This is a genomic window from uncultured Ruegeria sp. (assembly GCF_947504215.1).
GTDB lineage: Bacteria > Pseudomonadota > Alphaproteobacteria > Rhodobacterales > Rhodobacteraceae > Ruegeria.
Genome location: NZ_CANNGO010000001.1, coordinates 34,385 through 55,765, shown reverse-complemented (window position 1 = coordinate 55,765; position 21,381 = coordinate 34,385). Strand labels below are relative to the sequence as shown.

Sequence of the window (21,381 nt, the reverse complement as noted above, 5' to 3'; positions counted from 1 at the left end):
GTGCGCATGCGTGATCTGACCACATCTTTGGCAGCCTTTGCTGCCGGTCCTGTAACGACATCCGCCCAGGCGCGTATTGTTACCTCCTTGTCAGCGCTTGACTGGATCGCTGTAGGGCGTGCGGGTGCGGCCGAACCCGTCTCAAGCACTGTTCGGGATTTGGTTATGGGTGAAGAAGGCGCAGCCCAGGCGCATCTTTTTGGCGGCGGTGCTGCCCCGCTACGGGCAGCGGCTTTAGTTAACGGTACTGTTTCGCACGCGTTGGATTATGACGACACGCATTTCGCCCATATCGGCCATCCTTCAGTGGCTGTTTTGCCCGCAGCGCTGGCGGTTACGGAATGGGATGACCGCATATTGGTGGACCTTCTCGAAGCCGCTTTGATCGGGATGGAAACCTCAATCCGAATTGGGCTGTGGCTTGGACGTGGACACTATCAGGTCGGGTTCCATCAAACTGCGACGGCCGGTGCTTTTGGCGCGGCTGTTGCGGTTGGGCGGGTGTTTGGGTTCGATGAGAAGCAGATGCAGAACGTCCTGGGACTGACGGCAACACGTGCAGCAGGATTGAAAACGCAGTTCGGGACCATGGGCAAACCATATAATGCGGGACTTGCGTCCTCTGCCGGGGTCGAGGCTGCCCTTCTGGTACAACGCGGTTTTGAGGCAAATGCTGGTGCTTTAGAAGGTCAATACGGGTTTGGATCCACCCATCAAGGTGCATCCGATGTGGACGCGGCACTAGACGGCCTAGGTGAAAAGTGGCTGTTCGAATCCGTCAGTCACAAACTGCACGCCTGCTGCCACGGTTTGCATGCCGCGCTTGAGGCTGCGCGGGATCTCGACATTGCCGAGCCGGAAGTGGCTGAAATTAGGATCAAAACGCACCCACGATGGATGAGCGTCTGCAATCAGGTCGCTCCGACAACTGGTTTGGGCGCCAAATTCTCCTACCGCACCGTTATCGCGATGCAAGCCTTGGGGTTTGATACAGCCTTACCGACCAATTACTCCAAGAAGGTCTGCGCCAATCCGCGTATCACGTCCCTGGGGGATCGCATCACAGTCGAAGCCGACGATACTCTTTCCGAAACCCAAGCCCATCTTTCGCTGTTGCGTCGTGACGGAGTTCGCCGCGAAGCGACGCATGACCTATTGGCACCAGTGTCGCTGGTTGATCGCGAAGACCGCGTGCGCGGCAAGGCCGCCAAGTTGATTGGCAGCGACGAGGCGGACGCGATTTGGTCGATGCTGCGCACCGGAGGACGCGCCCGCGATCTGGCGGAAAGACTGACGGATTAATCGACGCGCCAATGCAAAGGAAAGCCCGGATCAAAAACGGTTACCGGTCCGTCAGCTGTTTCGATTTTGGCCGGGTAATCCACCGGGCCGCCCTTGGTTAGGGTCAGCGTGTCTGCGTTTGCGGGTAACCGGTAAAAAGCTGGCCCATTAAGCGACGCAAACCCTTCTAACTTGTCCAACGCGCCTTCACGCTCGAACATCTCCGCCAACAAGGACATGGTATTGGTCGCGGTGAAGCACCCGGCACATCCGCAGGCCATTTCTTTATTGTCATCGGTATGAGGTGCACTGTCGGTGCCCAGAAAATATCGACTATCGCCCGATGTCGCCGCGGCGAGCAACGCCAATCGGTGCTCTTCGCGTTTGGCAACGGGCAGGCAGTAGTAATGCGGCTTGATCCCGCCAACCAGAATGTGGTTGCGATTGATGATCAGGTGGTGCGCGGTAATTGTTGCGCCCAGATCGGTATCATTGGCTTTGACGTAGTCTACACCGTCCTTGGTCGTAATGTGTTCCATGACCACTCGCAGGCCAGGCGTCGACTTGCGGATCGGGTCCAGGACACGATCAATGAATACCGCTTCGCGGTCAAAAATGTCGATCTCAGCATCTGTGACCTCGCCATGCACACAAAGGGGCAGGCCGATTTCGGCCATCTTCTCAAGCACCGGGCGCACTTTGTCGAAATCCCGCACGCCCGAGGCCGAGTTTGTTGTCGCGCCGGCAGGATACAGTTTGATCGCACTTATCAAATCCTTGGCATGTGCAGCTTCGACGTCAGTGGGATCTGTATCTTCGGTCAGATATAGGGTCATCAGCGGTTCAAATGTCATGCCGTCCGGAAGTGCCGCCAGTATACGCTCCCGATACGCGGCAGCTTGTGTGCCTGTCACGACAGGGGGCACAAGATTGGGCATGATGATCGCGCGTGCAAAGTGGCGCGCGGTTTCGGGCAGGACAGCCTGCAGCATAGCGCCATCGCGCAAGTGCAGATGCCAGTCGTCGGGGCGGCGGATCGTGATGCTATCGGTCATGAGCCATCCGCTAACACAGCCGCTTGCCTCGTTAAAGAGCCGCGTTGCAGCAAATAGACCTAGCCAAGGCGCGGGCATGCCTGAAACTTGCCAAGCAATCGGATCGTCGTAAGTGGTTCATCGATCAGTGACTTGACGCATGACGTGCGTCGTGACCTGTTAGGCCCAAGGAGAAACCACATGCACCAACCCCAATCAATTGATGCCGTTCAGCAGGTTCTCGGCGACCAAGGCTATGTCTGCGGTCGGGCCTTGGCGACGGTGGTGTTTCTTGCCCTGAAACTGGGCCGACCTTTGTTTCTGGAAGGTGAGGCAGGTGTCGGAAAAACCGAGATTGCAAAGGCACTCGCCAGCGGTCTCGGGCGCAGGTTGATCCGCCTTCAGTGCTACGAGGGTCTGGATGCGTCCTCGGCCGTTTACGAATGGAACTTCCCTGCACAAATGGTGGCAATTCGCACGGCTGAGGCGTCTGGCGGGGCAGATCGCAACAGTTTGCAGACCGAACTGTTCTCGGATGAGTATCTGATTGAACGCCCGTTACTTCAGGCCATGCGGCCCGACGAAAATGGTGCGCCGATCTTGCTGATCGACGAGCTCGACAGAACCGATGAACCGTTCGAGGCCTTCCTGCTGGAAGCGCTCAGTGATTTTCAGGTGACCATCCCCGAACTCGGAACTGTGAAAGCCCCGGAACCGCCTATCGTGATCGTCACCTCGAACCGCACCCGCGAAGTGCATGATGCATTGAAGCGTCGCTGCCTGTATCACTGGGTCGACTATCCCGATTTTGAACGAGAAATCGAAATTCTTCACGCGCGCGCGCCCGAAGCTGCAGATGCGCTCAGCCGCGAAGTCGTAGCCTTCGTTCAACGCCTGCGCACCGAGGATCTGTTCAAGAAACCAGGCGTGGCAGAAACGATCGATTGGGCCAAATGCCTGCTGGCCTTGGATGTCATTAATCTGAGCCCGGAAGTCATCGGCGACACTTTGGGGGCGATCCTGAAATACCAAGACGACATTCAAAAACTGCAAGGGTCCGAGGCGAAGCGAATTCTGGATCAGGCGAAAGCCACGCTCGAACCGGCATGATGCTTCACCTTTTTCGAAATACTCCGGGGGTATGGGGGCAGCGCCCCCATGGTTTATGATGGCAGAACAACTCCCAATCGATATCCCCGACGACCCGAAACTGGCACAGAATATAACGCATTTTGCGCGGGCTTTGCGGAAGGCCGGATTGCCCATTGGTACAGGTCGCGTCGTTGACGCCATTCGTGCGGTTCAGGTGGCGGGCTTCACCGAGAAACAGGATTTCTATTGGACGCTTCACGCCTGTTTCGTTAATCGCCCCGAGCATCGTACGGTTTTCGCACAGGTTTTCCGCCTCTACTGGCGTGATCCACGTTACCTTGAACATATGATGTCCATGATGCTGCCTGCAATTCGCGGGGTGCAAAAGGACCGCAAGGCCGATGCCGGAGAAAAGCGCGCGGCCGAAGCTTTGTTGGATGGTGTGGAACGCGACCCTCCCGAGTCCCGCGAAGACGAAGGCGAGACCGAGCTTGAAATCGATGCGTCGCAAACCGCGTCATCCGAGGAACGTTTGCGCAGCCTTGATTTTGAACAGATGAGTACCGCAGAAGTTGCGCAGGCCAAACGTCTGCTGGCGCAATTGAATTTGCCCGTCAAACCTATTGCCAGTCGCAGGGGGCAGGCCAGTCATCTGGGTCATCGCATAGACCGGGGGCGCACGTTGCGCGCTGCCATGCGGCAGGGGGGTGAGCTACGCGACATTGCCCGAATGAAACCCAAGCCGCGCTGGCCCAATCTGGTGGCTCTGTGTGATATCTCGGGTTCGATGAGCCAGTACAGCCGCATTATTCTGCACTTCTTGCATACCGTCTCGAACACCAAAGGCGCGGGCTGGGCCAAGGTTCACGCATTCACGTTCGGAACTCGGCTGACAAATATTACCCGTCACCTGCGGCAACGTGATGTGGACGCTGCATTGGCTGCGGCGGGCTCAGAGGCTCAGGATTGGGAAGGCGGAACACGGATCGGGGAGTGTCTGCATGCCTTCAACCGGGATTGGTCACGCCGTGTCATGGGGCAGGGTGCTGTGGTTCTGTTGATCTCGGATGGTCTGGACCGGGGCGAACCCGATGCGTTGGCGAAAGAGATGGAGCGGTTACACCTGTCCTCTCATCGTCTGATCTGGCTCAACCCGCTTCTGCGCTGGGATGAGTTTGCGCCCAAGGCGCAGGGAATTGTATCAATGTTGCCGCATGTGGATAGTTTCCGCGCGGGACACTCAATCGCCTCGCTAGAAAATCTGGCGGCTGTTATTTCAAAACCTGACGACGTGGGTGAGAAAGCGCGGTTGATGTCCGCGCTTTCTGCCTGAACTTTTATCCAAGCTGCTTTTCGTTACACTCGCGCGCCATTTCGATGGCTTTATAGGTGCCTATCAGATCTACCGTGAAAGCGAACTCTTTCTCGGGGAAAACGATCATGACCTTTTTCTTGGCCAGATCATCGGCGAATTGGGGGTCGTCTGAAAGGACGTAACCGCCGGAATACCCTTTGGTAATGTTACCTTTCATGCCGGTCGCTTCGCCCAGATAGATGTTGTCACCCAACAGGATCGCCACAGCCTCTTTCTCACCGCGTTTGATGTTGGTTTTGGCTTTGGTGAAAACACCTACGTAACCAACGCCACGGTCCTCGGTCAGACCCATCTGGACCACGTTTTCAGCATCGTCGACAGCTTCTATCAGGCAGGATTTCTTTTCAACGTCGATAAAAACTTTCCAGCCCTCGACTTCGCCAAAGCGTTCAAATGTATCAGCCCATGCGACGGTTGAGGTCAAAAGAGCTATCGCCGTTCCCAGTGTAAGAATGCGTTTCAACTATTGTCTCCGATATAAAATGTTCAAAGCGGACAGCGGGTTGAAGGTCTACGTCGTCTGGCGACAAACGCAACTTTTGTCGACCAAGAAAGCAACCCTCAACATTGGTAAGGTTTTCCACCCCATTGATCAACCTAGGCTACCCACTTTTCGGTTTCATGGAATCGCTCCAAAAGTTGAGATTATGATCTACTAAAGTCGACACCTCGGGCGGGAAGCGGTTCTCTGATCGCGGGAATGCCAAGAGCGTTGGGCTTGTTGCCCGCCGGGGTCTTGGCTCATTCCGAAGTCGGGTGGTGCTGCTTCGTGATGGCATCCAGGACTGATCGTCTGGAGTGTCTTTCACCAGGTAGATGCTGGGTGCGCCACCTCGACCGTTTTTCCCGAGATCGGTCTGCCCCCGTCGCGGAGGACGCCAAACTCGCCCTTTCCTCAGCCGGGTAGTCTGTTTGCCAGGTGAGAGACACCTTTGTCCAGTCAAACACTGTCCCGTCGAGCCAGATGGCGCGGAGGACACGGCGATTTTGCGCGCGCTAAGCCGGATTGCCCAAGGTTTGAAAGGTAAGAACCGCCTGAACTGCGTCATCGAGGATGTGGCTGTTTACACAAGCGGGTGTCGCATCTCGGCATACTCACACTTGAAGATATGACACGATCTATTGATCTCACCGGCTCGATTTCGTCTTGGCGTCAAACCCAAAAAGGAACCAATATCGGTCAACCTGTGGAACCTACTTGTATCATCGACTGTCGCAAAGAGGTTGAGCGCGACGATGGGACCGACTCCCGGCACTGTCAAAAGGCAACGTGCCAATGTGTTCTGCTTAGCAGCGTGCATCAGTTCATCTCTCTGTGTCCGCGATCAGAGATTTTCGAACATATGGCTGCTCGAACTAATTGAGAATTTGGCGCGTCTTGTTGGTTTGATTATGCGGCGTGTTTGCGGTGTCACCAGCAAGGCGCTTTTTTCCCGCCTCCAGCAACTCCTTCGACCAAGAATAGTAGAGCTTCGTGGCAATTCCCTCACTCTAGCACAACGCAGCGATACTCTCCTTGCTACACAGGCCCTCCAATACAATGCGGATCTTCCGTCCGTCGAGCGATACTTGCGCGTCTTGCGGCGGATGTCTTTGACGACCCGACCGGCCGTCGGTTTTTTGGTTCCCGCTTTCCCTCTCATTTTCACTCCTTGACGGTTCTGATGAGCCAGAAGCCTTCCGTTATGCAAATCCCCCAATCAGACCCGCAGGTGACGATATCGGACAAGAAAGGTAGGAATCAAACCGGTCCAAATCTATCCCGGGTCACCCTGGGAGAATGGGAACAATGAGCGTTTCAATGGAACATCGCGCCGGGAAGTTCTCAATGCCGGGTGGTTCCACACGACCAAAAAGGCCTAGGTCGTCATCAATACCTGGCTCAGACAGCACAATCGTGCCCGACCGCATCAGGCCATAAACATGCGCCCTCGGCCTTGGAACGGATGAGCCGAGCGCAGGCATGCTGGTCACCCCCAAAGGCACCAGTAGCGTGCCGTCTCGAGATGCTTCTTTCTGAGCTTCGCAGCATCACATCACCAACCGCTCATAGTATGTTACCTCAGGGGCACCCTCCACGAAGCCAAGCAACGCGTCCATGGCACCAGCGTCTTGGATGAAGCTAAGATAAGCCATATGATGTTCCTTGCTGGCCCATTCTTCTTGAAGCAGGACCGTGCGCGTCTCGGGATCGTAGAACAGATTGACAAGAAACGCTCCCGCAAAGCCACGAACGTTTGGCAAGTTTTCTCGCAAGAAGACCGACAGTGCGTCGAACGCTTCGACTTTGACGGTCATTTCCAGTGTTACCCAAATACTTATTTTAGTCTCCAGCTTTGGTTGCGTGGAGACTGATCAGAATTGGGCGGTATTGATGTAAGCTTTACCCCAAAAATCGTGATATTCGGTCAAAAGGTTATGCGAGTTTCAGGCGCATCTGTTTTGGCGTCTCGCCGAAATCACGGCGGATTTCTTTAATGGAGTGTGACGCGTCAGCGTACCCAATGTCATGGGCGACCTCTTCGATGGACAGCGTCGAACTTTCCACCAATTCCCGGCCTTTGGCCAACTTGGCTTCTCGTAGCCAAGACCCTGGCGCCATCCCAAAGGTCCTTTTGAAATCCCGTTGAAACGACGACAGCGAGCGTCCAGACAAACACGCATAATCGGCGACGGTAAGTCCGTGGTCGACGTGACAGCGCATCAGCTGCTTGATGTTGCGTCGTCCTTTTGTGCGGTCGGAATTTAGAAGAAATCGTTTAAGTTGGTGTTGATCGTCGTGCAAATCCAACAAAAGAAGGAGTTCGAGCAGCTTTGCTTTGATGAGCGCAAAAGGAGCGTCCAGACCAGCATAGACCTCCTTCAGCGCCGCTTCATAGGCCTTTAGGCAAGGTTTGCCGACAAAAAGCGATGGCATACAGGGGGCGGTTTGTGCGCCGGTTGCGGACGTCACCTGAAGGAACTCTTCAATGACCTGATCGTTGAAACGAACAGCCAAGCTTCGAGGGGTCCATCTGCGTTTGTGAAGTCAGAGATCATATGGTGGTGACGAGGCATCATCGGCATGTCGCCAGCGCTGACGCGTATCTCCGCCCCATCAAAGTCGTAGATTGTCTCTTGACCACGCACTACGTAGGCCAGACACGGGGCGTTTGTGAAAAACTCAACACCCAGCACGTTCTTTTGAATAAATTTTGGAAGATACTTGCGCCTCTTTGGGCCATCACCTGGTGGGCATCTTCGAAGTCGAATAGGCCATCTGGAATCAGTAGAGTGTTGTCCTCGCAATACGTCGCGATGGTCCTTTCTGGTCGTCGCGGCGTCCTTGGCCTTTCCATACTGCTTTTCCAAGGCAGACATTAGCTGCACTGTAGAATATTGGAAAGAAGCGCTTGTGCAGCCAGAAGAACCAGCGGGCGCGCATGAAATACGCGCCGACCGACAATGGCCATTCATCAGCTCGTAGAATTCAGGTGTCGAAGCGGTGCCGATGGCTTCCCCGATTTGGACAGAGCGCTCGACAGCACCTCAGATAACTGTGGCCCTCCGCCACCTCTCCGCGTATGCGCGATAAGCGGGGTCGTTGGCCGACCTGAATGGACTCGGCTCTAGGCTGTCTGGAAGCGCGTGCGATTTCAATGATAGCAGAGCAGCACCTTGGCTTGTCCCAGTTGCGCTTTCGGAGACAAAAATGGGCCAGTTTGTTGCTGCGCGGAGCATTTCACAGTAGCCGTTGTTTGTGGCGAAAGGGCCTTCGACGACGATCGGGCCCCGATGCCCTGTTAGCGACAGGCATTCCGCCGTCATCAATGCAAGATAGAAGCTAAGTGCGGCGATGCGTCCTGGCGTACCCTGCTCGGGTTCTGACCCAATCCAATGATGCACGCGCCCTTGAAAAGGGCCGCTCTCAGGTACGACAGCAGGCATAAGTAGAGGGCCGTTTTCCGCGACTGCGCTCAGCACAGCTGCATCACAAGTCGCGCTTTGGCCAGCCCGGATCACTTCGTACTCTCGACCGCCCATGAAGCGGGCGGAAGGAATTGGTTCGCCCAGACCGCTCACATTGATTAAGGCGTCGCGGGTTGCGTCCAACACCACTTTGGGCCCTCCGACGGACATGACTATGACCCATGTCCCTGTCGACACCACTGAAAACGGAGGATTGCGCCGCATTACATGAGTTAGGAGCGATGCGTTGGAGTCGTGAATACCGCAAAGGACAGGTGTGTCGGGCCTGAGGCCGGTTCTGGATGCAATATCCGGCAATAAAGAACCGAGAACATCGGTGGATTTTCGCGCCGGAGCCAGCTTGTCTCTGATTTCGAGATGGTCGGTGAGTGAAGAAAACTCCGCTTTGTAGGGGTTCCAGAGGTCAGTGTGGCAGCCCAGGGACGACACATCGCTGGCGAGAACTCCGGTCAACCGATGACCCCAGTATTGCGGATAAGTGATGATGGCTTTCGTGCGGTCGCGAAGCGAAGTGTCCCGGGTGAATTGCCAGTGGATTTGCGCGCCAAGATTAAGTCCCACCGGCAGCCTTGGCGATCCGGTTTCCTCGAAGGCGGATCGAAGCGCGTTGTAGTCCGCGGCCACACTGTCGGGCCCTGTATGCTCGTAATCGAGTATCGGTGCTGCAAGGCTCCCGTCGGCGGCAATCAGGGCACCGGATGCGCCGTGAGTGGTAATAGAGATCGCATCGACACCCTGTTCTTTATGAAACTCGGCAAGCGAGTCGAGGAGGAATACCCAGATTCCCTCGACATCGAAATGTGGATATGGAGGCCGATCAAGGACAGTGTTTGGCAGAGTGACAACGGCAATCTCGGACAAATCAAATGTGTCTACTAGAGCAAGCTTCGCATTGGTCTTACCGATGTCGATGACAGCGACGTGGCGGGCTGTCATGGCATGTGAAACACGGGCGTTAGCGGCTCCGCTACCGGTTCATTGTCGGGTTTCGTTTCCATGATGTCTGCCATATGCAACCACCAGCGCTGCATGACCTCGTGTCCGGGCAGGGCGTCCATCGTATGCTCCTCGGTCCGCCAAAGAACGCCGAAAAGGGTGTTGGTCTCTTCGTCCAGGTGGATCGAATAATCTGACACACCTGCATCCTTCAGCAAGGTGACAAGCTCGGGCCAGATCTCGTCGTGGCGTGTCTTGTACTCGTCTTTGCAGCCCGGATTGAGATGCATCTTGAAGGCGTATTTTTCCATTAGGCAGATCTCCACATCGACCAGAGCCTCGGCAGCGCGATAACCGAAATCAAGAGCGCGCCGATTACGATCGACATTACGATCCCTGGCACATTCAGCAAGCCGAGCCCGAAAGTCACCAGCCCCATGACAAATGCTGCAATGACAACGCCGGGGATAGATCCCGAGCCGCCGAGGATGCTAACGCCGCCGAGAACGACCATGGTCACAATCTCAAGTTCCCACCCGAAGGCGATGGATGGCCGCGTTGAGCCAAGTCGTGACGTCAAACAAATCGCCGCGACCCCGGACATAAGGCCGGTTAGCAGGAACAAGATGAACTTTATGCGGCCGACGCGAATCCCGGAAAACAGCGCGCCCGTCGAATTGTTGCCGATCGCATAAACCGCACGCCCGAAATTGGTCATGTGCAAAAGGACTGCGTAGATAACCGCGATGATTGCGAAGAGCGTCAACTCAAACGAGATCACCCACCAAACGTACCCTTGCCCGAAGAAGGCGAAATCTGGCGGGTAGCCCCGATAGGCCTGATCTCCAAGTATAATGAAGCTGAGGCCACGAAACAGGCTCATGGTACCGATTGTGACGACGATAGACGGCAGCCCAAGACCCGTGACTAAAACACCATTAAACGCGCCGCACAATAGGCCGACAGCAATCCCAATAAAGATCAAACCGGGGGTCCCGACGCCAACTTGCACCGCTGCCCCCATAGCCGTTGATGCCAATGCAATGATAGCTGCGACAGAAAGGTCGATTTCGCCAGAAATGATGAGCAGAGCCATGGCAAACGCGATCATCGCCTTTTCCGTGAAGTTGAACGTTGCATCGGAGAGGTTCCAGGCGTTCAGGAAATAAGGAGACGCGAACGAGTTGGCGATAAATATGCCGACGGCGACTAGCAACAGCAGGCTTTCCCAGCTCTTAAGGTTTCGTTCTATTGGCGATCGCAGGCGATCGGGGATGCTACGAGTGGAACTCATGTCGCATGCTCCGCGCGTTTCAAGATGATGCGACCGGGCGTGCGGTTGGCCTGCGCGTTCAAGACGACGGCAATAATGATCGCACCGCCTGAGATGGCCATTTGCCAGAAGGGTGAAATGTTCACGACCGGCAGCGCGTTTGCGATGATCCCGAGAAACAGCGCACCCAAAAGTGCACCCTGCACTGTACCTATGCCCCCCATGATGGACACTCCACCAATAACGCAGGCCGCAACGACAGTTAGCTCAAACCCGCCCGCGACATCTACATAGGCAACGGCAAACCGGGAGACCCAGAGATATCCTGTTAGGCCCGCTATGGCCCCCGATATCGTGAAAGCCCAGAACTGTGTTCGACCAACGTTGATCCCGGCATAAGTGGCGGCGTGAGGATTGCCTCCTGCGGCGTAGAAGGCGCGCCCTAGGGTTGTTCGCGTCATTATGACTGAAAACAAAATCACTGCGGCGATTGCGATCCAACTCAAGACCGGTAAGCCGAAAATATCCGTTCGTGGAACGGCCTTGAAGGCATCGCTCATCTCGTGGCTATTGACCCATTTGCCCTCGGTAAGAAGGAAGATGATGCCACGAAAAATGGTCAGTGTGCCAAGCGTCACGACGATTGGCGGGATGGCGAGTTTCCAAACCAAAATGCCATTCAACATTCCCAAGACTGTGCCGGACCCAATTGCGATCAATACGATGACGATGATTGGCAAACTGGGCACGGCAATGTTGACCAGCGAAACGACCATGCCTGTCAAAGCAAGGTTTGCAGCGATGGAAAGGTCGATACACCTGGTCAGAATGACAATCATCTGGCCGATCGCCAGCAGGATCAGCGGCGAGGTGTCATTAAAGACAACAACAAGATTTGAGGGGACGACGAAACCCGGAAAGCGCCACGCAATCAGCATGAGCAGCAATCCGATCGCGGTAAGTAGCAGAAGCTCACGAGAGGCAAGTATCTGCTTCATTGCACTGCCTCACTGATTCCGGCGGCGTGAGTAACTAGCGTTTCCGGAGTGATATCCTTGCGATCCAGCTCGGCTTCAATCCGTCCCTCGCGCATCACGATAACCCGGTCGGACATGCCAACGATTTCTGGGATCTCCGAACTGACCATGATGACCGCGAGGCCCTGAGCCGCAAGCTCTGCCATGAATTCATGCACCGCCGCCTTTGACCCAACATCGATACCTTTGGTCGGTTCATCCAGGATGATCACCTTGGGTTGAGTGGCGAGCCATTTAGCGATCACGACTTTCTGTTGATTTCCGCCCGAAAGATTGTTCACATTGGTGTCCAAAGACGCAGCGCGCAGATCGAGGCGTTCGGTGTACTCGCGCGCTAGTTTGAATTCTTCGGCAAGTTTGAGGAAACCATAGCGCGACGTGCGTGCCAGCGACGGCAACGTCACGTTTTGAAATATTGGTAAAGTGCCAATCGCACCTTGCTTACCCCTGTCCTCAGGAACATAAACGATACCGCTCGCCACTGCTTCTGCTGGAGAGCGGATGGTGATCGACGCGCCGTCGATTGCTACACTGCCGCCAGAGGGACGGGTGATACCAAAGAGGGCCTGCATGAACTCCGAACGGCCCGCTCCAACCAGCCCGTAAAACCCCAGGATCTCACCTCGCCGGAGCGTAAACCCGATGTTCGCGAACTCCGTCGGGTGCTCGTAGCCTTCGACTGCAAGCACCTCGTCACCAATGTTATGATCTCGATCTGGGTAAATCTGGCTTACGTCCCGCCCGACCATCATCTTTACAAGTTCTGGTTCATTGACGTCTTCGATGGCGCCTTCGCCGATCATCTGGCCGTCGCGGTAAACAGTGTAGAAGTCCGCTATACGGAAGATCTCATCGAACTTGTGGCTTATGAACATGATTGCCTTGTCTTGACGCTTCAGGTTCTCAACGAGCTCGTAGAGTTCTTCGATTTCCTTCTGGCTCAATGCTGCTGTTGGCTCATCCATGATCACGACGCTAGCATCGATAGAGAGCGCACGAGCTATGGCCACTAAATGTTTGTTTGCAGTTCCAAGATCCTTAAGCGTTGCACCAGGGTCGATCTTGGCACCGATGCCCGACAGTATCTCGCGGGCGCGCGCGACCATTGCTTTTTTGTCGATAAGTCCGAACTTGCTCCTCGGGGCGTGCCCAAGGAAGATATTTTCGGCGACCGACAATTCATCAAACAGAACGGTTTCTTGGTGGATAGCTGTTACGCCGGCGTTTTCTGCCGATTGTGGAGTCGGGAAGCGCACCGGTTGGCCGCCGATCCGGATGCCGCCCTCGTCTGGCTGGTAAATTCCCGTCAGAACCTTGACGACGGTCGATTTGCCCGCGCCGTTTTCGCCAACCAATGCCGTCACTTTTCCTGGGAAAAGCTTCAGAGACACGTCCGACAGCGCCCGCACACCCGGGAAAGTCTTCGTAATCCCCGAAAGCGACAGCAGGGGATCGATGTCTGGGGCGGTTCGGCTAGACACGTTTGGTCTGATCTCCAACTGCATGGGCTCGATTGGGTTTTTAAGAGATTGTGATTGTACCGGCGCGGATCAAAAGCCCGCGCCGGAAACCGTTCAGATCAGAAGATCGATTTGAACTGGTCGATATTTGAACTGTCATAGGTGAACGGATCAGCCATGGCCGCTGTATTGGTATCGTCCAACGTTACGGCTCCCATCCGACCCATCGGGATCTCAGCGCCCGGAGCAGCCTCAGCGCCGTTGGCGATCGCCGCTGCCAACATGGTTGCGGAGTAACCTAGGTCAATCGGATTCCAGATCGCGAAGCTCTTGGTCGCGCCGGAGTCTACACAGCCCGCCATTTCAGATGGCAAACCCAGACCAGTAACGTTGATTTCACCAATCTTGCCTGCGTCTGTAACGGCCTGGCATGCCGCGAGAATCCCAACAGTCGTTGGTGCGATTATCGCCTTGAGGTCCGGGTAGGTGGACATAAGGCCTTGAGCCTCTCGGTAGGATTTGTCGGACAGGTCATCACCGTAGACAGTCGCGGCAAGGTTCACGCCTGCATAGTCGGGTATAACCGCTTTTGCGGCTTCGATCCAAGCATTTTGGTTAGTCGCTGTAGCAGTCGCGGAAAGGATCGCAACATCACCGCCGTCCGGCATATGGTCAGCGGCAAGCTTGATGATGGTATTGCCGATCAACGGTGTCGACGATGGGTTCAGATGCATCTGGCGTCCCTCTTGGGCGACGCCCGAATCCCACGAAATCACAGTGATGCCGCGCTCCATTGCTTTTTTGAGCGCAGGTACAACCGCGTCAGGGTCATTTGCTGAAATCGCAATGGCATCAACGCCTTGCGCGATGAGCGAGTTGATTACCTCGATTTGACCTTCCGCCGTAGTGTCGGTCGGACCGGTATAAATGATCTCGACATTGCCGAGCTCTCCAGCAGCCTCTTCAGCGCCTTCGGCGGCCGCCTCGAAGAATCCAATTCCCAGGGCTTTTACAACCAGCGCAATGCGCATGTTTTCCTGCGCCATAGCCGTTGATCCCAACATGCTTGCCGCTAGGCTAAGCCCGGCAACGACTGAAGTGAAAGTTCGACGTTTCATTTGATTCTCCCTTAAGGTGGCTTGTTATGGTTAGTCGATGAGGTGGTCAGGAGGCCGCCCCTTTCTCTTGAATGCTGCCAGAATTAGCGACGATGAGTTTTACGTCTGCGGCCGCCAGCATGGCCGCCGTTTTGTCAGAAACGCCATCATCCGTAATGACGGTACTGATGCGATCGAGCGGGCAAAGAACCAGGCTGGACCGCTGGCTGAACTTCGAGCTGTCGACGAGAACGACGAGTTCGTCAGCTTGGCCGATTAGCTTCTGCTCGGCCTGGATCAGCAGAGGATCAGCCTCCATCAGGCCAATTGGTCCCAGGCCCTGCGCGCCCATGAACATTCGCTTGGCGTAGAAGTTGCGGGTCACGTCGTTGTCGAACGGGGACAGAATAATGTTCTGCTCACGGTAGATTGTTCCGCCCGACAGCATGACTGTGTTCTTAGAGTGCTTCAGGAGATGTTCGGCTATCGGGAACGAGTTGGTGAAAACTTGCAGCCGCCGATTGGCAAGCGGGTGCACCATCTGGAATGTCGTTGTACCGCCGTTGATGATTATGCTGTCGCCATCTTCGCACATCTCTACTGCGGCCCGGGCGATGGCCCGCTTTTCGTTTATTCTCAAAGTCTCGTTGACCGAGAACGGGCGACCGGCAAGTCCAACGAACTGCGGTGGTGTGATAGCCTCAGCGCCTCCGCGAACACGGCGGAGCTTCTTTTGCATGTGTAAAGTCGAGATATCGCGCCGAATGGTCGCCTCAGACACGCCCGTCAGGCTGCACAAGTCCACGACGGTCACGACTGGCCGATCCTGAATCGCCGAGAGAATAATCCTATGTCGTTCTTTTTCGTGCAAGTAGGCCTCCCATGTCTTGAACGGTGCGCAGATTCGGTGCATCTGTCAATCATTTTCAGTCAATATCGATCATTCTGCGGCGCAGCATGACCGATATTGATCGTTATTGATTGACATATTGCCGGATCAAGGCAAGGCTAAACGGAACACAAAGTCACCGCCGAATCCAGGCAACAGCGAGGGCAACATGTTGAAATCGGTAGAGAATCAGCTTCTGGAGAACCGGTGGGATGAGAGTGTTGCGGCAGGAATGTCCGAATCGGACTTACTGCTGTACCGCTCAAATATCCTTGGATCAGACAAACGCGTGACGAACTACGGCGGAGGGAACACTTCAGCGAAGATCATCGAGACCGATCCGTTGAGTGGCAAGGATGTCGAAGTCCTTTGGGTCAAAGGATCCGGGGGTGACATCGGTTCGATGAAGCTTGATGGATTCGCGACGCTCTACATGGATAAGCTGACTGCTTTAAAAGGGCTCTACAGAGGTGTGGAGTTTGAAGACGAGATGGTCGGTTACCTGCCGCACTGCACCTTCAAACTAAATCCGCGGGCGGCATCCATCGACACCCCGCTGCATGCCTATGTGCCACGCAAACATGTTGATCACGTCCACGCAGACGCGATCATTGCAATTGCGGCATCACGAAACTCACGTGCACTGACCCAAGAAATTTTTGGAACCCGTATTGGCTGGTTGCCCTGGAAGCGCCCCGGCTATGAGCTAGGCATTTGGCTGGAGAAATACTGCCTTGAAAACCCTGATGCCGACGGTGTGGTTCTGGAGAGCCATGGTCTCTTCACATGGGCTGATACCGCCAAGGACTGCTACGATTGTACGATCGACGTGATCAATGTCGCAACCGGTTGGTTGGCAAAGCGCACATCTGATGTTCCAGCTTTTGGTGGCGAAAAGCATGAGAGCCTTGCACCATCTGAGCGTCGCGCCATTGCTGCGCGCCTAATGCCTGCAATCCGCGGGTTCGTGAGCGACAATCAGCATATGGTTGGGCATTTCAGCGACAGCGATGCCGTGCTTGAGTTTGTAAATGCCAAGGACATGGAACCCCTCGCGGCGCTTGGCACCTCTTGCCCTGATCACTTTCTTAGGACGAAAATCCGCCCCCTCGTTGTCGGCTTCGATCCTGTAAAGAAAAACATCGACGCGGTTCTGGCCGGCCTTCCGGCGCAAGTCGCCGCCTATCGCGACGACTACGCGGCTTATTATGAGCGTTGCAAACACGACAATTCGCCCAAACTTCGAGACCCTAACGCGGTTGTCTACCTGATTCCGGGTGTCGGCATGATCACCTTTGCCAAGGACAGAGCGACCGCCCGGATATCTGCCGAGTTCTATGTCAACGCAATCAACGTGATGCGCGGGGCAAGCGCGGTGAGCGAATACTGCGGGCTACCCGAACAGGAAGCCTTCGACATCGAATACTGGCTCTTGGAAGAAGCTAAGCTTCAACGCATGCCCAAGCCCAAATCGCTTGCCGGTCGCGTGGCGATGGTCACGGGCGGCGCGGGTGGGATTGGGTCGGCAACGGCGGAGCGTTACTTGGCAGAGGGCGCGTGCGTAATGCTCGCCGATATCAACGCTGACAGTCTTGCATCCACGGAAAACGCTCTGAAGCAGAGATTCGGTAAGGATGTGCTGCGCTCTACCCTAATGGATGTGACCGACGAAGCTGCTGTGGCATGCGCCATTGCCGAAACAGCTGTCGAATTCGGCGGTATCGACATCCTGGTCTCGAACGCAGGCATCGCGTCTTCCGCTCCGGTCGAGGAAACCTCGCTGGAGCTTTGGAACCGGAACATGGATGTTTTGTCGACCGGTTACTTCCTGGTCAGCCGCGAGACCTTCAAGGTGATGCGAGTGCAGGACATGGGCGGGTCGATTGTCTTCGTCGCCTCGAAAAACGGGCTTGCGGCATCGCCTAACGCGTCGGCCTATTGCACGGCTAAGGCCTCGGAAATCCACCTCGCTCGTTGTCTTGCTCTTGAGGGCGCTGAAGCCGGGATCCGGGTCAATGTCGTGAACCCGGATGCTGTTCTGCGAGGTTCTAAGATCTGGGAAGGCGATTGGTTGGACCAGCGTGCATCGACCTATGGCACCGACAAGGAAGGCCTTGAGGAGATGTATCGCAACCGGTCGATGCTAAAGCGCGCCGTCTTGCCAGAGGACATTGCGGAGGCTTGCTATTTCTTCGCAGCCGAAACCTCCTCCAAGTCAACCGGAAATATCCTGAACGTCGACTCAGGTAATGTTCAGGCGTTCACGCGGTAAAGAGGTAAGAGAATGGGTTACGAGAGCGCTAAAGAACAGTTTGCGGATTGGGGCGTTCATACCGAGGCCGCAATCGATCGCCTGAAGGACATCCCGATTTCGGTACATTGCTGGCAAGGCGACGACGTTGTCGGATTTGAAAACCAGACCAGCTCGTCCGGCGGTGGCATACAAGCGACGGGAAACCATCCCGGGCGGGCACGCAATCCCGATGAACTTCGAGCCGATTTGGAGTTCGCCTATTCGCAAATTCCAGGCAAGCACCGGCTCAACCTGCACGCCATGTATCTGGACACAGAAGAGACCCCTGATCGCGACGAAATCGAATACCGCCATTTCGCCCCTTGGGTCGACTGGGCGAAGAACCAAGGCATCGGACTGGACTTTAACCCAACCTTCTTTGCGCACGCCAAATCCGACGACAATCTTACGCTATCTCACCCTGACGAGGGCATCCGTGACTTCTGGATCGAACACGGTCGTCGCACACGCGACATCGCTTCAAAGATGGGCGAGGAACTCGGGTCGCCATCGGTCAACAACATTTGGGTGCCCGATGGCTACAAGGACATCCCAGTCGACCGTATGGCGGCCAGGGCGCGGCTTGAGGCTTCGTTGGATTCAATGCTGTTGCAAGCGAAGGACAACATGTTGGACGCCGTTGAATCCAAGCTCTTCGGCATTGGTGTCGAGGCCTGCACGGTGGGCAGCCACGAATTCTATCTCGGCTACGCGATCCGAAAGGGCACGCTATTGTGTCTGGACATGGGGCACTTTCATCCCACTGAAGACATCGCCGACAAGCTGTCAGCAGTATCGCTTTCAATGCCGGAGATCCTGTTGCACGTGTCGCGCCCCATGAGATGGGACAGTGACCACGTAATCCTCCTGAACGATGACATACTCGCAATGGCCCACGAATTGGTCAGTGCAGACCTTCTTGGTCGCACTCACATCGGGTTGGACTTTTTTGACGCCACGATTAGCCGTACAGCCGCATGGGTAATTGGGACCCGCAACATGCAAAAAGCCTTGTTGCAAGCTCTTCTTAAACCGTGGGAGACCTTACGGGCAGCAGAGGACAAGCTAGATTTCTCCGCCAGACTGGCCCTAACCGAGGAGCTCAAGGACCTTCCTTATGGCGCCGTTTGGGCAGAGTTCTGTGCAAGAAACCAAGTGTCGGTTGGTACAGAATTGATTGCGAGACTCGAGGCCTATCAAAATTCGGTTGCCGACAGATAACCTGCGCCCGCCAGAGTCGACGTCACATGAGCCATGAACTCGGCACTCTTTCTTTTGGACTGGGGCAATTGCGGTCCTCTATGGTGCGCAATCGTTCCAACCTAATGTGACCGGTTATGGCGCGCGCACCTCTTATATTCCTAGGCTTTCGCTGAATTTTTTGACCTCACTATGGTCTGCCACTTCTGCCAGAGCAGAACTTCACCCAATCCAACTCAAAATGTACCGGTCATCTTTGGTCGATCGGTTGAAATCTCCTACGGCCATCGCTCGAAATGACAGCGACGAGTGCATCGCGCCAGCTCGGTCCACGGAATACACGCCACCAAAGTGGAGAAGAACGGCTGAAACCGGTGCGTCCAACACACCCGCGACGCGCGTGTGGTAGCGTCGACGTCAACCGCTGGAGCGCTTTCCCAATAGCCAGGTCCCAGACCTTCGCGGCTTCCTCGTTTAGAGGTTTGTCAACGCGGGCCGCCCTCAGCGTTAAAAGAAAACGTCGCGCCGCAACCACTTGCCGAAAACCTTCAGGGAAGCAGCCCTTCGCTGCAGATGCAAAGTTTCAATGTCATCTTGGTCAATGCGGACATTTGAAAAGCTCTAGAAGGAAGCCGCACCGCGATCGTGGCTATCGCACCAAGATCGACTGTGTTCCTCAGACCTTGAGCGGATGGGTCAAGCAGGACGAGAAAGAAAGCGGTATGCGCGACGGTATCACGACCGGGGAACGGGAGCGGATCAAAACTCTCAAACGTGAACTCCGCGAGCTAAGCCAAGCGAATGAGATCCTGTGCAAGGCAAGCGCGTATTCTGCGCAGGCGGAATTCGACCGCCCACTGAAGCGATGATCGCCTTCAATGAAGGTTAACGCGTTGTTTGCCGTGTCGAGGCGATCTGAAGGGTGCTGCTGTTTGCGCCGTCAACTTGCTATCATCAACTTGCATGCCGCGCTGCACGGTAGAGCGCCGAATGAAACAGATTGGCATCCGGGGTGCCGTTCGCGGAACGGTGGTCAAAAGGACGGTCTTGGACACGTCAGCGCCTTGTCCACGTGATAAGGTGAGCCGCGTGTTCCGGACCCCAGCGCCAAACTTGTTGTGGGTTGATGATTTTACCAGTACGTCGACCTGGCAAGCTATTGTCTATGTCGCCTTCGTCAGCAACACATTCGCTGACCGCATCGTGGAATGGCGGGTCTCGCGGTCTGCCAAGACAGAGCTTGTTCTCGATGCTCTGGAACAAGCCCTGCATGATCGACGACCTGTTCAGAAAGATGGATTGTTCCACCACTCGGGCCGTGGCGGGCTATCCCTCTCCATACGATACACAGAGCGTTTGGCTGAAGCCGAGATCGAGCCGTCTGTAGGCCGCGCTAGGTTCAAAGATGGGCTGCGAAATCCGCGAATCCGTCAGTAAGAAAGGTCGTTCGACAACCAATGAAAGAGCTATGTTCAAACAGGGACGGTTTCACTTGGTCAACCTGGCATCGGCATGAACAGAAGAGCACTTCGCCAACAATCAAATTGCCGAACTTGCCCAGCACACCAATAGATTTGCGGTCTGGGTTCGCAAAGCGCTGCAGCGAGAACGCTTGCTCGCTCAAACCGGCTTGCCGCTGACCCGTGACCCGAGGGCTGATAGGAAGCGTCGCCGAAGGTAGATCAACGCCGTCGTCAACAGCCTTGATGCAACAAAGAGCGCTGCAAGGCTGAATATTGGCATTAGGGGCTTCGAGCCTTTGATTGATTGTGGTGCGGCCTTCAAAATGCGGAACCTCAGTCACGAAAAACGACGGTTCATGACATCCGACCCCATCATATTCGGATGCTCTTGGATCGCATTACGAATAGTCGTGTCGAGACCTTGCCAGCAAATTTTTGTTCAATTCCTGAGGCGTGCTTCCAACCGACGACCACGACAGCAAAGATCGCAAGGTTGCTCATCGGTGGCCAGGTAACACGCTCGGTTCAGCTTTTAGGATCATCAGATTTTGCTGCGGTACGGCTTGACTGCGATGAACTGTGCGGTGCAATGGAGATATTCACTGATGACGGCATCGGTCCGCGCGAATTGGTCAGACAATTGGATCTGACATTCGGTGAACTGAAGACGCTCAGGCAACTTCGTTTGCAGCCGCGCTTCCTCTCAACGCGGGGCCATCCGCATTGTTCCGTCACGGGCTGGAACGTACTGGGTCGTTCCATGGACAAGCATCGAACGGCGACAAGCGCCGCGCCGCATCTCGACAATCACTCCGCGTTGAGCAGCGTTTTCTTTGCTCTATTGTCGATCAGAGTCAGGTTTTGCCCGGATAAAATTTCGCCTCTAAATGGCAGAAATGCAAATAATTGCTCATTATCAGTGGGTTAAAATTTCACCGGACGCCGACATAAAGGGAAAGTCACAATATCTGCTTTACCGGCA

At 55.3% G+C, this 21,381-nt stretch carries 20 protein-coding genes, 2 pseudogenes and 1 other annotated feature; of the genes and pseudogenes, 8 read left to right on the top strand and 14 right to left on the bottom strand.

All coding sequences use genetic code 11. From position 1 onward, the window contains the following. Positions 1-6 precede the first annotated feature (6 nt). Positions 7-1,302, top strand: a complete 1,296-nt coding sequence (locus Q1B21_RS00290) for an MmgE/PrpD family protein (RefSeq protein ID WP_299884511.1) — start codon at positions 7-9, stop codon at positions 1,300-1,302. On the opposite strand, the gene pyrC is transcribed toward Q1B21_RS00290, so the two are convergent. Beyond that, positions 1,299-2,336: a dihydroorotase gene (pyrC, locus tag Q1B21_RS00285; protein WP_299884508.1), complete on the bottom strand. Its 1,038-nt coding sequence runs from the start codon at positions 2,334-2,336 to the stop codon at positions 1,299-1,301. The two genes, Q1B21_RS00290 and pyrC, sit on opposite strands and share 4 nt — an antisense overlap. A 180-nt stretch (positions 2,337-2,516) precedes the next feature. Between pyrC and Q1B21_RS00280 the strand changes: the two genes are divergently transcribed. Both Q1B21_RS00280 and Q1B21_RS00275 read left to right on the top strand, forming a co-directional pair. Next, entirely contained in the window at positions 2,517-3,425 is a 909-nt protein-coding gene (locus tag Q1B21_RS00280; RefSeq protein WP_299078726.1) for a MoxR family ATPase, read from the top strand. 58 nt (positions 3,426-3,483) lie between these two features. Then, a complete protein-coding gene (locus Q1B21_RS00275; RefSeq protein ID WP_299884504.1) occupies positions 3,484-4,740 on the top strand; it encodes a VWA domain-containing protein in 1,257 nt (418 codons plus the stop codon). Between the two features lie 4 nt (positions 4,741-4,744). Here the strand turns inward: Q1B21_RS00275 and Q1B21_RS00270 are convergent, their stop codons facing one another. The 3 genes and pseudogenes from Q1B21_RS00270 to Q1B21_RS00265 form a co-directional block, all read right to left on the bottom strand. Further along, positions 4,745-5,245, bottom strand: a complete 501-nt coding sequence (locus Q1B21_RS00270; protein ID WP_299884501.1) for a hypothetical protein — start codon at positions 5,243-5,245, stop codon at positions 4,745-4,747. 601 nt (positions 5,246-5,846) lie between these two features. Further along, complete coding sequence (locus tag Q1B21_RS22335) at positions 5,847-6,083, bottom strand: transposase (protein ID WP_366525389.1); 237 nt, start codon at positions 6,081-6,083, stop codon at positions 5,847-5,849. A gap of 103 nt (positions 6,084-6,186) precedes the next feature. Further along, positions 6,187-6,425: pseudogene (locus tag Q1B21_RS00265) on the bottom strand (IS3 family transposase); the annotation flags it as partial. Positions 6,426-6,522: 97 nt separating this feature from the next. On the opposite strand from Q1B21_RS00265, the gene Q1B21_RS22330 reads away from it, so the two are divergent. Next, a complete protein-coding gene (locus Q1B21_RS22330; RefSeq protein ID WP_366525392.1) occupies positions 6,523-6,645 on the top strand; it encodes an integrase core domain-containing protein in 123 nt (40 codons plus the stop codon). Between the two features lie 168 nt (positions 6,646-6,813). On the opposite strand, the gene Q1B21_RS00260 is transcribed toward Q1B21_RS22330, so the two are convergent. The 9 genes from Q1B21_RS00260 to Q1B21_RS00220 all read right to left on the bottom strand — a co-directional run bounded on the left by Q1B21_RS00260 (position 6,814) and on the right by Q1B21_RS00220 (position 15,425). Further along, the gene (locus Q1B21_RS00260; RefSeq protein WP_299884498.1) at positions 6,814-7,080 is read right to left on the bottom strand and encodes a hypothetical protein; all 267 of its coding nucleotides are present in this window, start codon (positions 7,078-7,080) and stop codon (positions 6,814-6,816) included. 118 nt (positions 7,081-7,198) lie between these two features. After that, positions 7,199-7,780 carry a helix-turn-helix domain-containing protein gene (locus Q1B21_RS00255; protein WP_299884495.1) on the bottom strand — a complete coding sequence of 194 codons (582 nt, stop codon included), beginning with the start codon at positions 7,778-7,780 and terminating at the stop codon, positions 7,199-7,201. Between the two features lie 530 nt (positions 7,781-8,310). Further along, positions 8,311-9,687, bottom strand: a complete 1,377-nt coding sequence (locus Q1B21_RS00250) for an FGGY-family carbohydrate kinase (RefSeq protein WP_299884492.1) — start codon at positions 9,685-9,687, stop codon at positions 8,311-8,313. Continuing rightward, positions 9,684-9,998 carry an L-rhamnose mutarotase gene (gene rhaM, locus Q1B21_RS00245; protein ID WP_299884489.1) on the bottom strand — a complete coding sequence of 105 codons (315 nt, stop codon included), beginning with the start codon at positions 9,996-9,998 and terminating at the stop codon, positions 9,684-9,686. The genes Q1B21_RS00250 and rhaM overlap by 4 nt, the downstream gene beginning before the upstream one ends. Then, positions 9,998-10,981, bottom strand: a complete 984-nt coding sequence (locus Q1B21_RS00240; RefSeq protein WP_299884486.1) for an ABC transporter permease — start codon at positions 10,979-10,981, stop codon at positions 9,998-10,000. The genes rhaM and Q1B21_RS00240 overlap by 1 nt, the downstream gene beginning before the upstream one ends. After that, the gene (locus Q1B21_RS00235) at positions 10,978-11,958 is read right to left on the bottom strand and encodes an ABC transporter permease (protein WP_299884483.1); all 981 of its coding nucleotides are present in this window, start codon (positions 11,956-11,958) and stop codon (positions 10,978-10,980) included. The genes Q1B21_RS00240 and Q1B21_RS00235 overlap by 4 nt, the downstream gene beginning before the upstream one ends. Next, complete coding sequence (locus tag Q1B21_RS00230) at positions 11,955-13,502, bottom strand: sugar ABC transporter ATP-binding protein (protein WP_299884480.1); 1,548 nt, start codon at positions 13,500-13,502, stop codon at positions 11,955-11,957. Before Q1B21_RS00230 ends, Q1B21_RS00235 begins: the two co-directional genes overlap by 4 nt. Before the next feature lie 74 nt (positions 13,503-13,576). Beyond that, positions 13,577-14,575: a rhamnose ABC transporter substrate-binding protein gene (gene rhaS / locus Q1B21_RS00225; protein WP_299884477.1), complete on the bottom strand. Its 999-nt coding sequence runs from the start codon at positions 14,573-14,575 to the stop codon at positions 13,577-13,579. A 46-nt stretch (positions 14,576-14,621) separates the two neighbouring features. Continuing rightward, complete coding sequence (locus Q1B21_RS00220; protein WP_298934040.1) at positions 14,622-15,425, bottom strand: DeoR/GlpR family DNA-binding transcription regulator; 804 nt, start codon at positions 15,423-15,425, stop codon at positions 14,622-14,624. Positions 15,426-15,612: 187 nt separating this feature from the next. Here Q1B21_RS00220 and Q1B21_RS00215 point away from each other — a divergent pair, with 187 nt between their 5' ends. From Q1B21_RS00215 to Q1B21_RS00205, 3 genes and pseudogenes are all read left to right on the top strand, one after another. After that, entirely contained in the window at positions 15,613-17,715 is a 2,103-nt protein-coding gene (locus tag Q1B21_RS00215; protein WP_299884473.1) for a bifunctional rhamnulose-1-phosphate aldolase/short-chain dehydrogenase, read from the top strand. Positions 17,716-17,727: 12 nt separating this feature from the next. Then, positions 17,728-18,957, top strand: coding sequence for an L-rhamnose isomerase (locus Q1B21_RS00210; RefSeq protein WP_299884470.1), 1,230 nt, complete (start codon positions 17,728-17,730; stop codon positions 18,955-18,957). A gap of 618 nt (positions 18,958-19,575) precedes the next feature. Further along, positions 19,576-20,325: pseudogene (locus Q1B21_RS00205) on the top strand (DDE-type integrase/transposase/recombinase); the annotation flags it as partial. Next, positions 19,760-19,876: a sequence feature (AL1L pseudoknot), on the top strand. It overlaps the preceding pseudogene by 117 nt. Positions 20,326-20,335: 10 nt before the next feature. Here the strand turns inward: Q1B21_RS00205 and Q1B21_RS00200 are convergent. After that, complete coding sequence (locus Q1B21_RS00200) at positions 20,336-20,740, bottom strand: hypothetical protein (protein WP_299884467.1); 405 nt, start codon at positions 20,738-20,740, stop codon at positions 20,336-20,338. Positions 20,741-20,781: 41 nt separating this feature from the next. Here Q1B21_RS00200 and Q1B21_RS00195 point away from each other — a divergent pair, with 41 nt between their 5' ends. Then, entirely contained in the window at positions 20,782-21,327 is a 546-nt protein-coding gene (locus Q1B21_RS00195) for a hypothetical protein (protein ID WP_299884464.1), read from the top strand. Positions 21,328-21,381 lie beyond the last annotated feature (54 nt).

Excerpts from the sequence above, each read along its gene's own strand:
- Q1B21_RS00290 (WP_299884511.1), top strand. The coding sequence starts at position 7 with ATGCGTGATCTGACCACATCTTTGGCAGCCTTTGCTGCCGGTCCTGTA.
- pyrC (WP_299884508.1), bottom strand. The coding sequence starts at position 2,336 with ATGACCGATAGCATCACGATCCGCCGCCCCGACGACTGGCATCTGCAC.
- Q1B21_RS00280 (WP_299078726.1), top strand. The coding sequence starts at position 2,517 with ATGCACCAACCCCAATCAATTGATGCCGTTCAGCAGGTTCTCGGCGAC.
- Q1B21_RS00275 (WP_299884504.1), top strand. The coding sequence starts at position 3,484 with ATGGCAGAACAACTCCCAATCGATATCCCCGACGACCCGAAACTGGCA.
- Q1B21_RS22335 (WP_366525389.1), bottom strand. The coding sequence starts at position 6,083 with ATGCACGCTGCTAAGCAGAACACATTGGCACGTTGCCTTTTGACAGTG.
- Q1B21_RS00260 (WP_299884498.1), bottom strand. The coding sequence starts at position 7,080 with ATGACCGTCAAAGTCGAAGCGTTCGACGCACTGTCGGTCTTCTTGCGA.
- Q1B21_RS00250 (WP_299884492.1), bottom strand. The coding sequence starts at position 9,687 with ATGACAGCCCGCCACGTCGCTGTCATCGACATCGGTAAGACCAATGCG.
- rhaM (WP_299884489.1), bottom strand. The coding sequence starts at position 9,998 with ATGGAAAAATACGCCTTCAAGATGCATCTCAATCCGGGCTGCAAAGAC.
- Q1B21_RS00240 (WP_299884486.1), bottom strand. The coding sequence starts at position 10,981 with ATGAGTTCCACTCGTAGCATCCCCGATCGCCTGCGATCGCCAATAGAA.
- Q1B21_RS00235 (WP_299884483.1), bottom strand. The coding sequence starts at position 11,958 with ATGAAGCAGATACTTGCCTCTCGTGAGCTTCTGCTACTTACCGCGATC.
- Q1B21_RS00230 (WP_299884480.1), bottom strand. The coding sequence starts at position 13,502 with ATGCAGTTGGAGATCAGACCAAACGTGTCTAGCCGAACCGCCCCAGAC.
- rhaS (WP_299884477.1), bottom strand. The coding sequence starts at position 14,575 with ATGAAACGTCGAACTTTCACTTCAGTCGTTGCCGGGCTTAGCCTAGCG.
- Q1B21_RS00215 (WP_299884473.1), top strand. The coding sequence starts at position 15,613 with ATGTTGAAATCGGTAGAGAATCAGCTTCTGGAGAACCGGTGGGATGAG.
- Q1B21_RS00210 (WP_299884470.1), top strand. The coding sequence starts at position 17,728 with ATGGGTTACGAGAGCGCTAAAGAACAGTTTGCGGATTGGGGCGTTCAT.
- Q1B21_RS00195 (WP_299884464.1), top strand. The coding sequence starts at position 20,782 with ATGCTCTTGGATCGCATTACGAATAGTCGTGTCGAGACCTTGCCAGCA.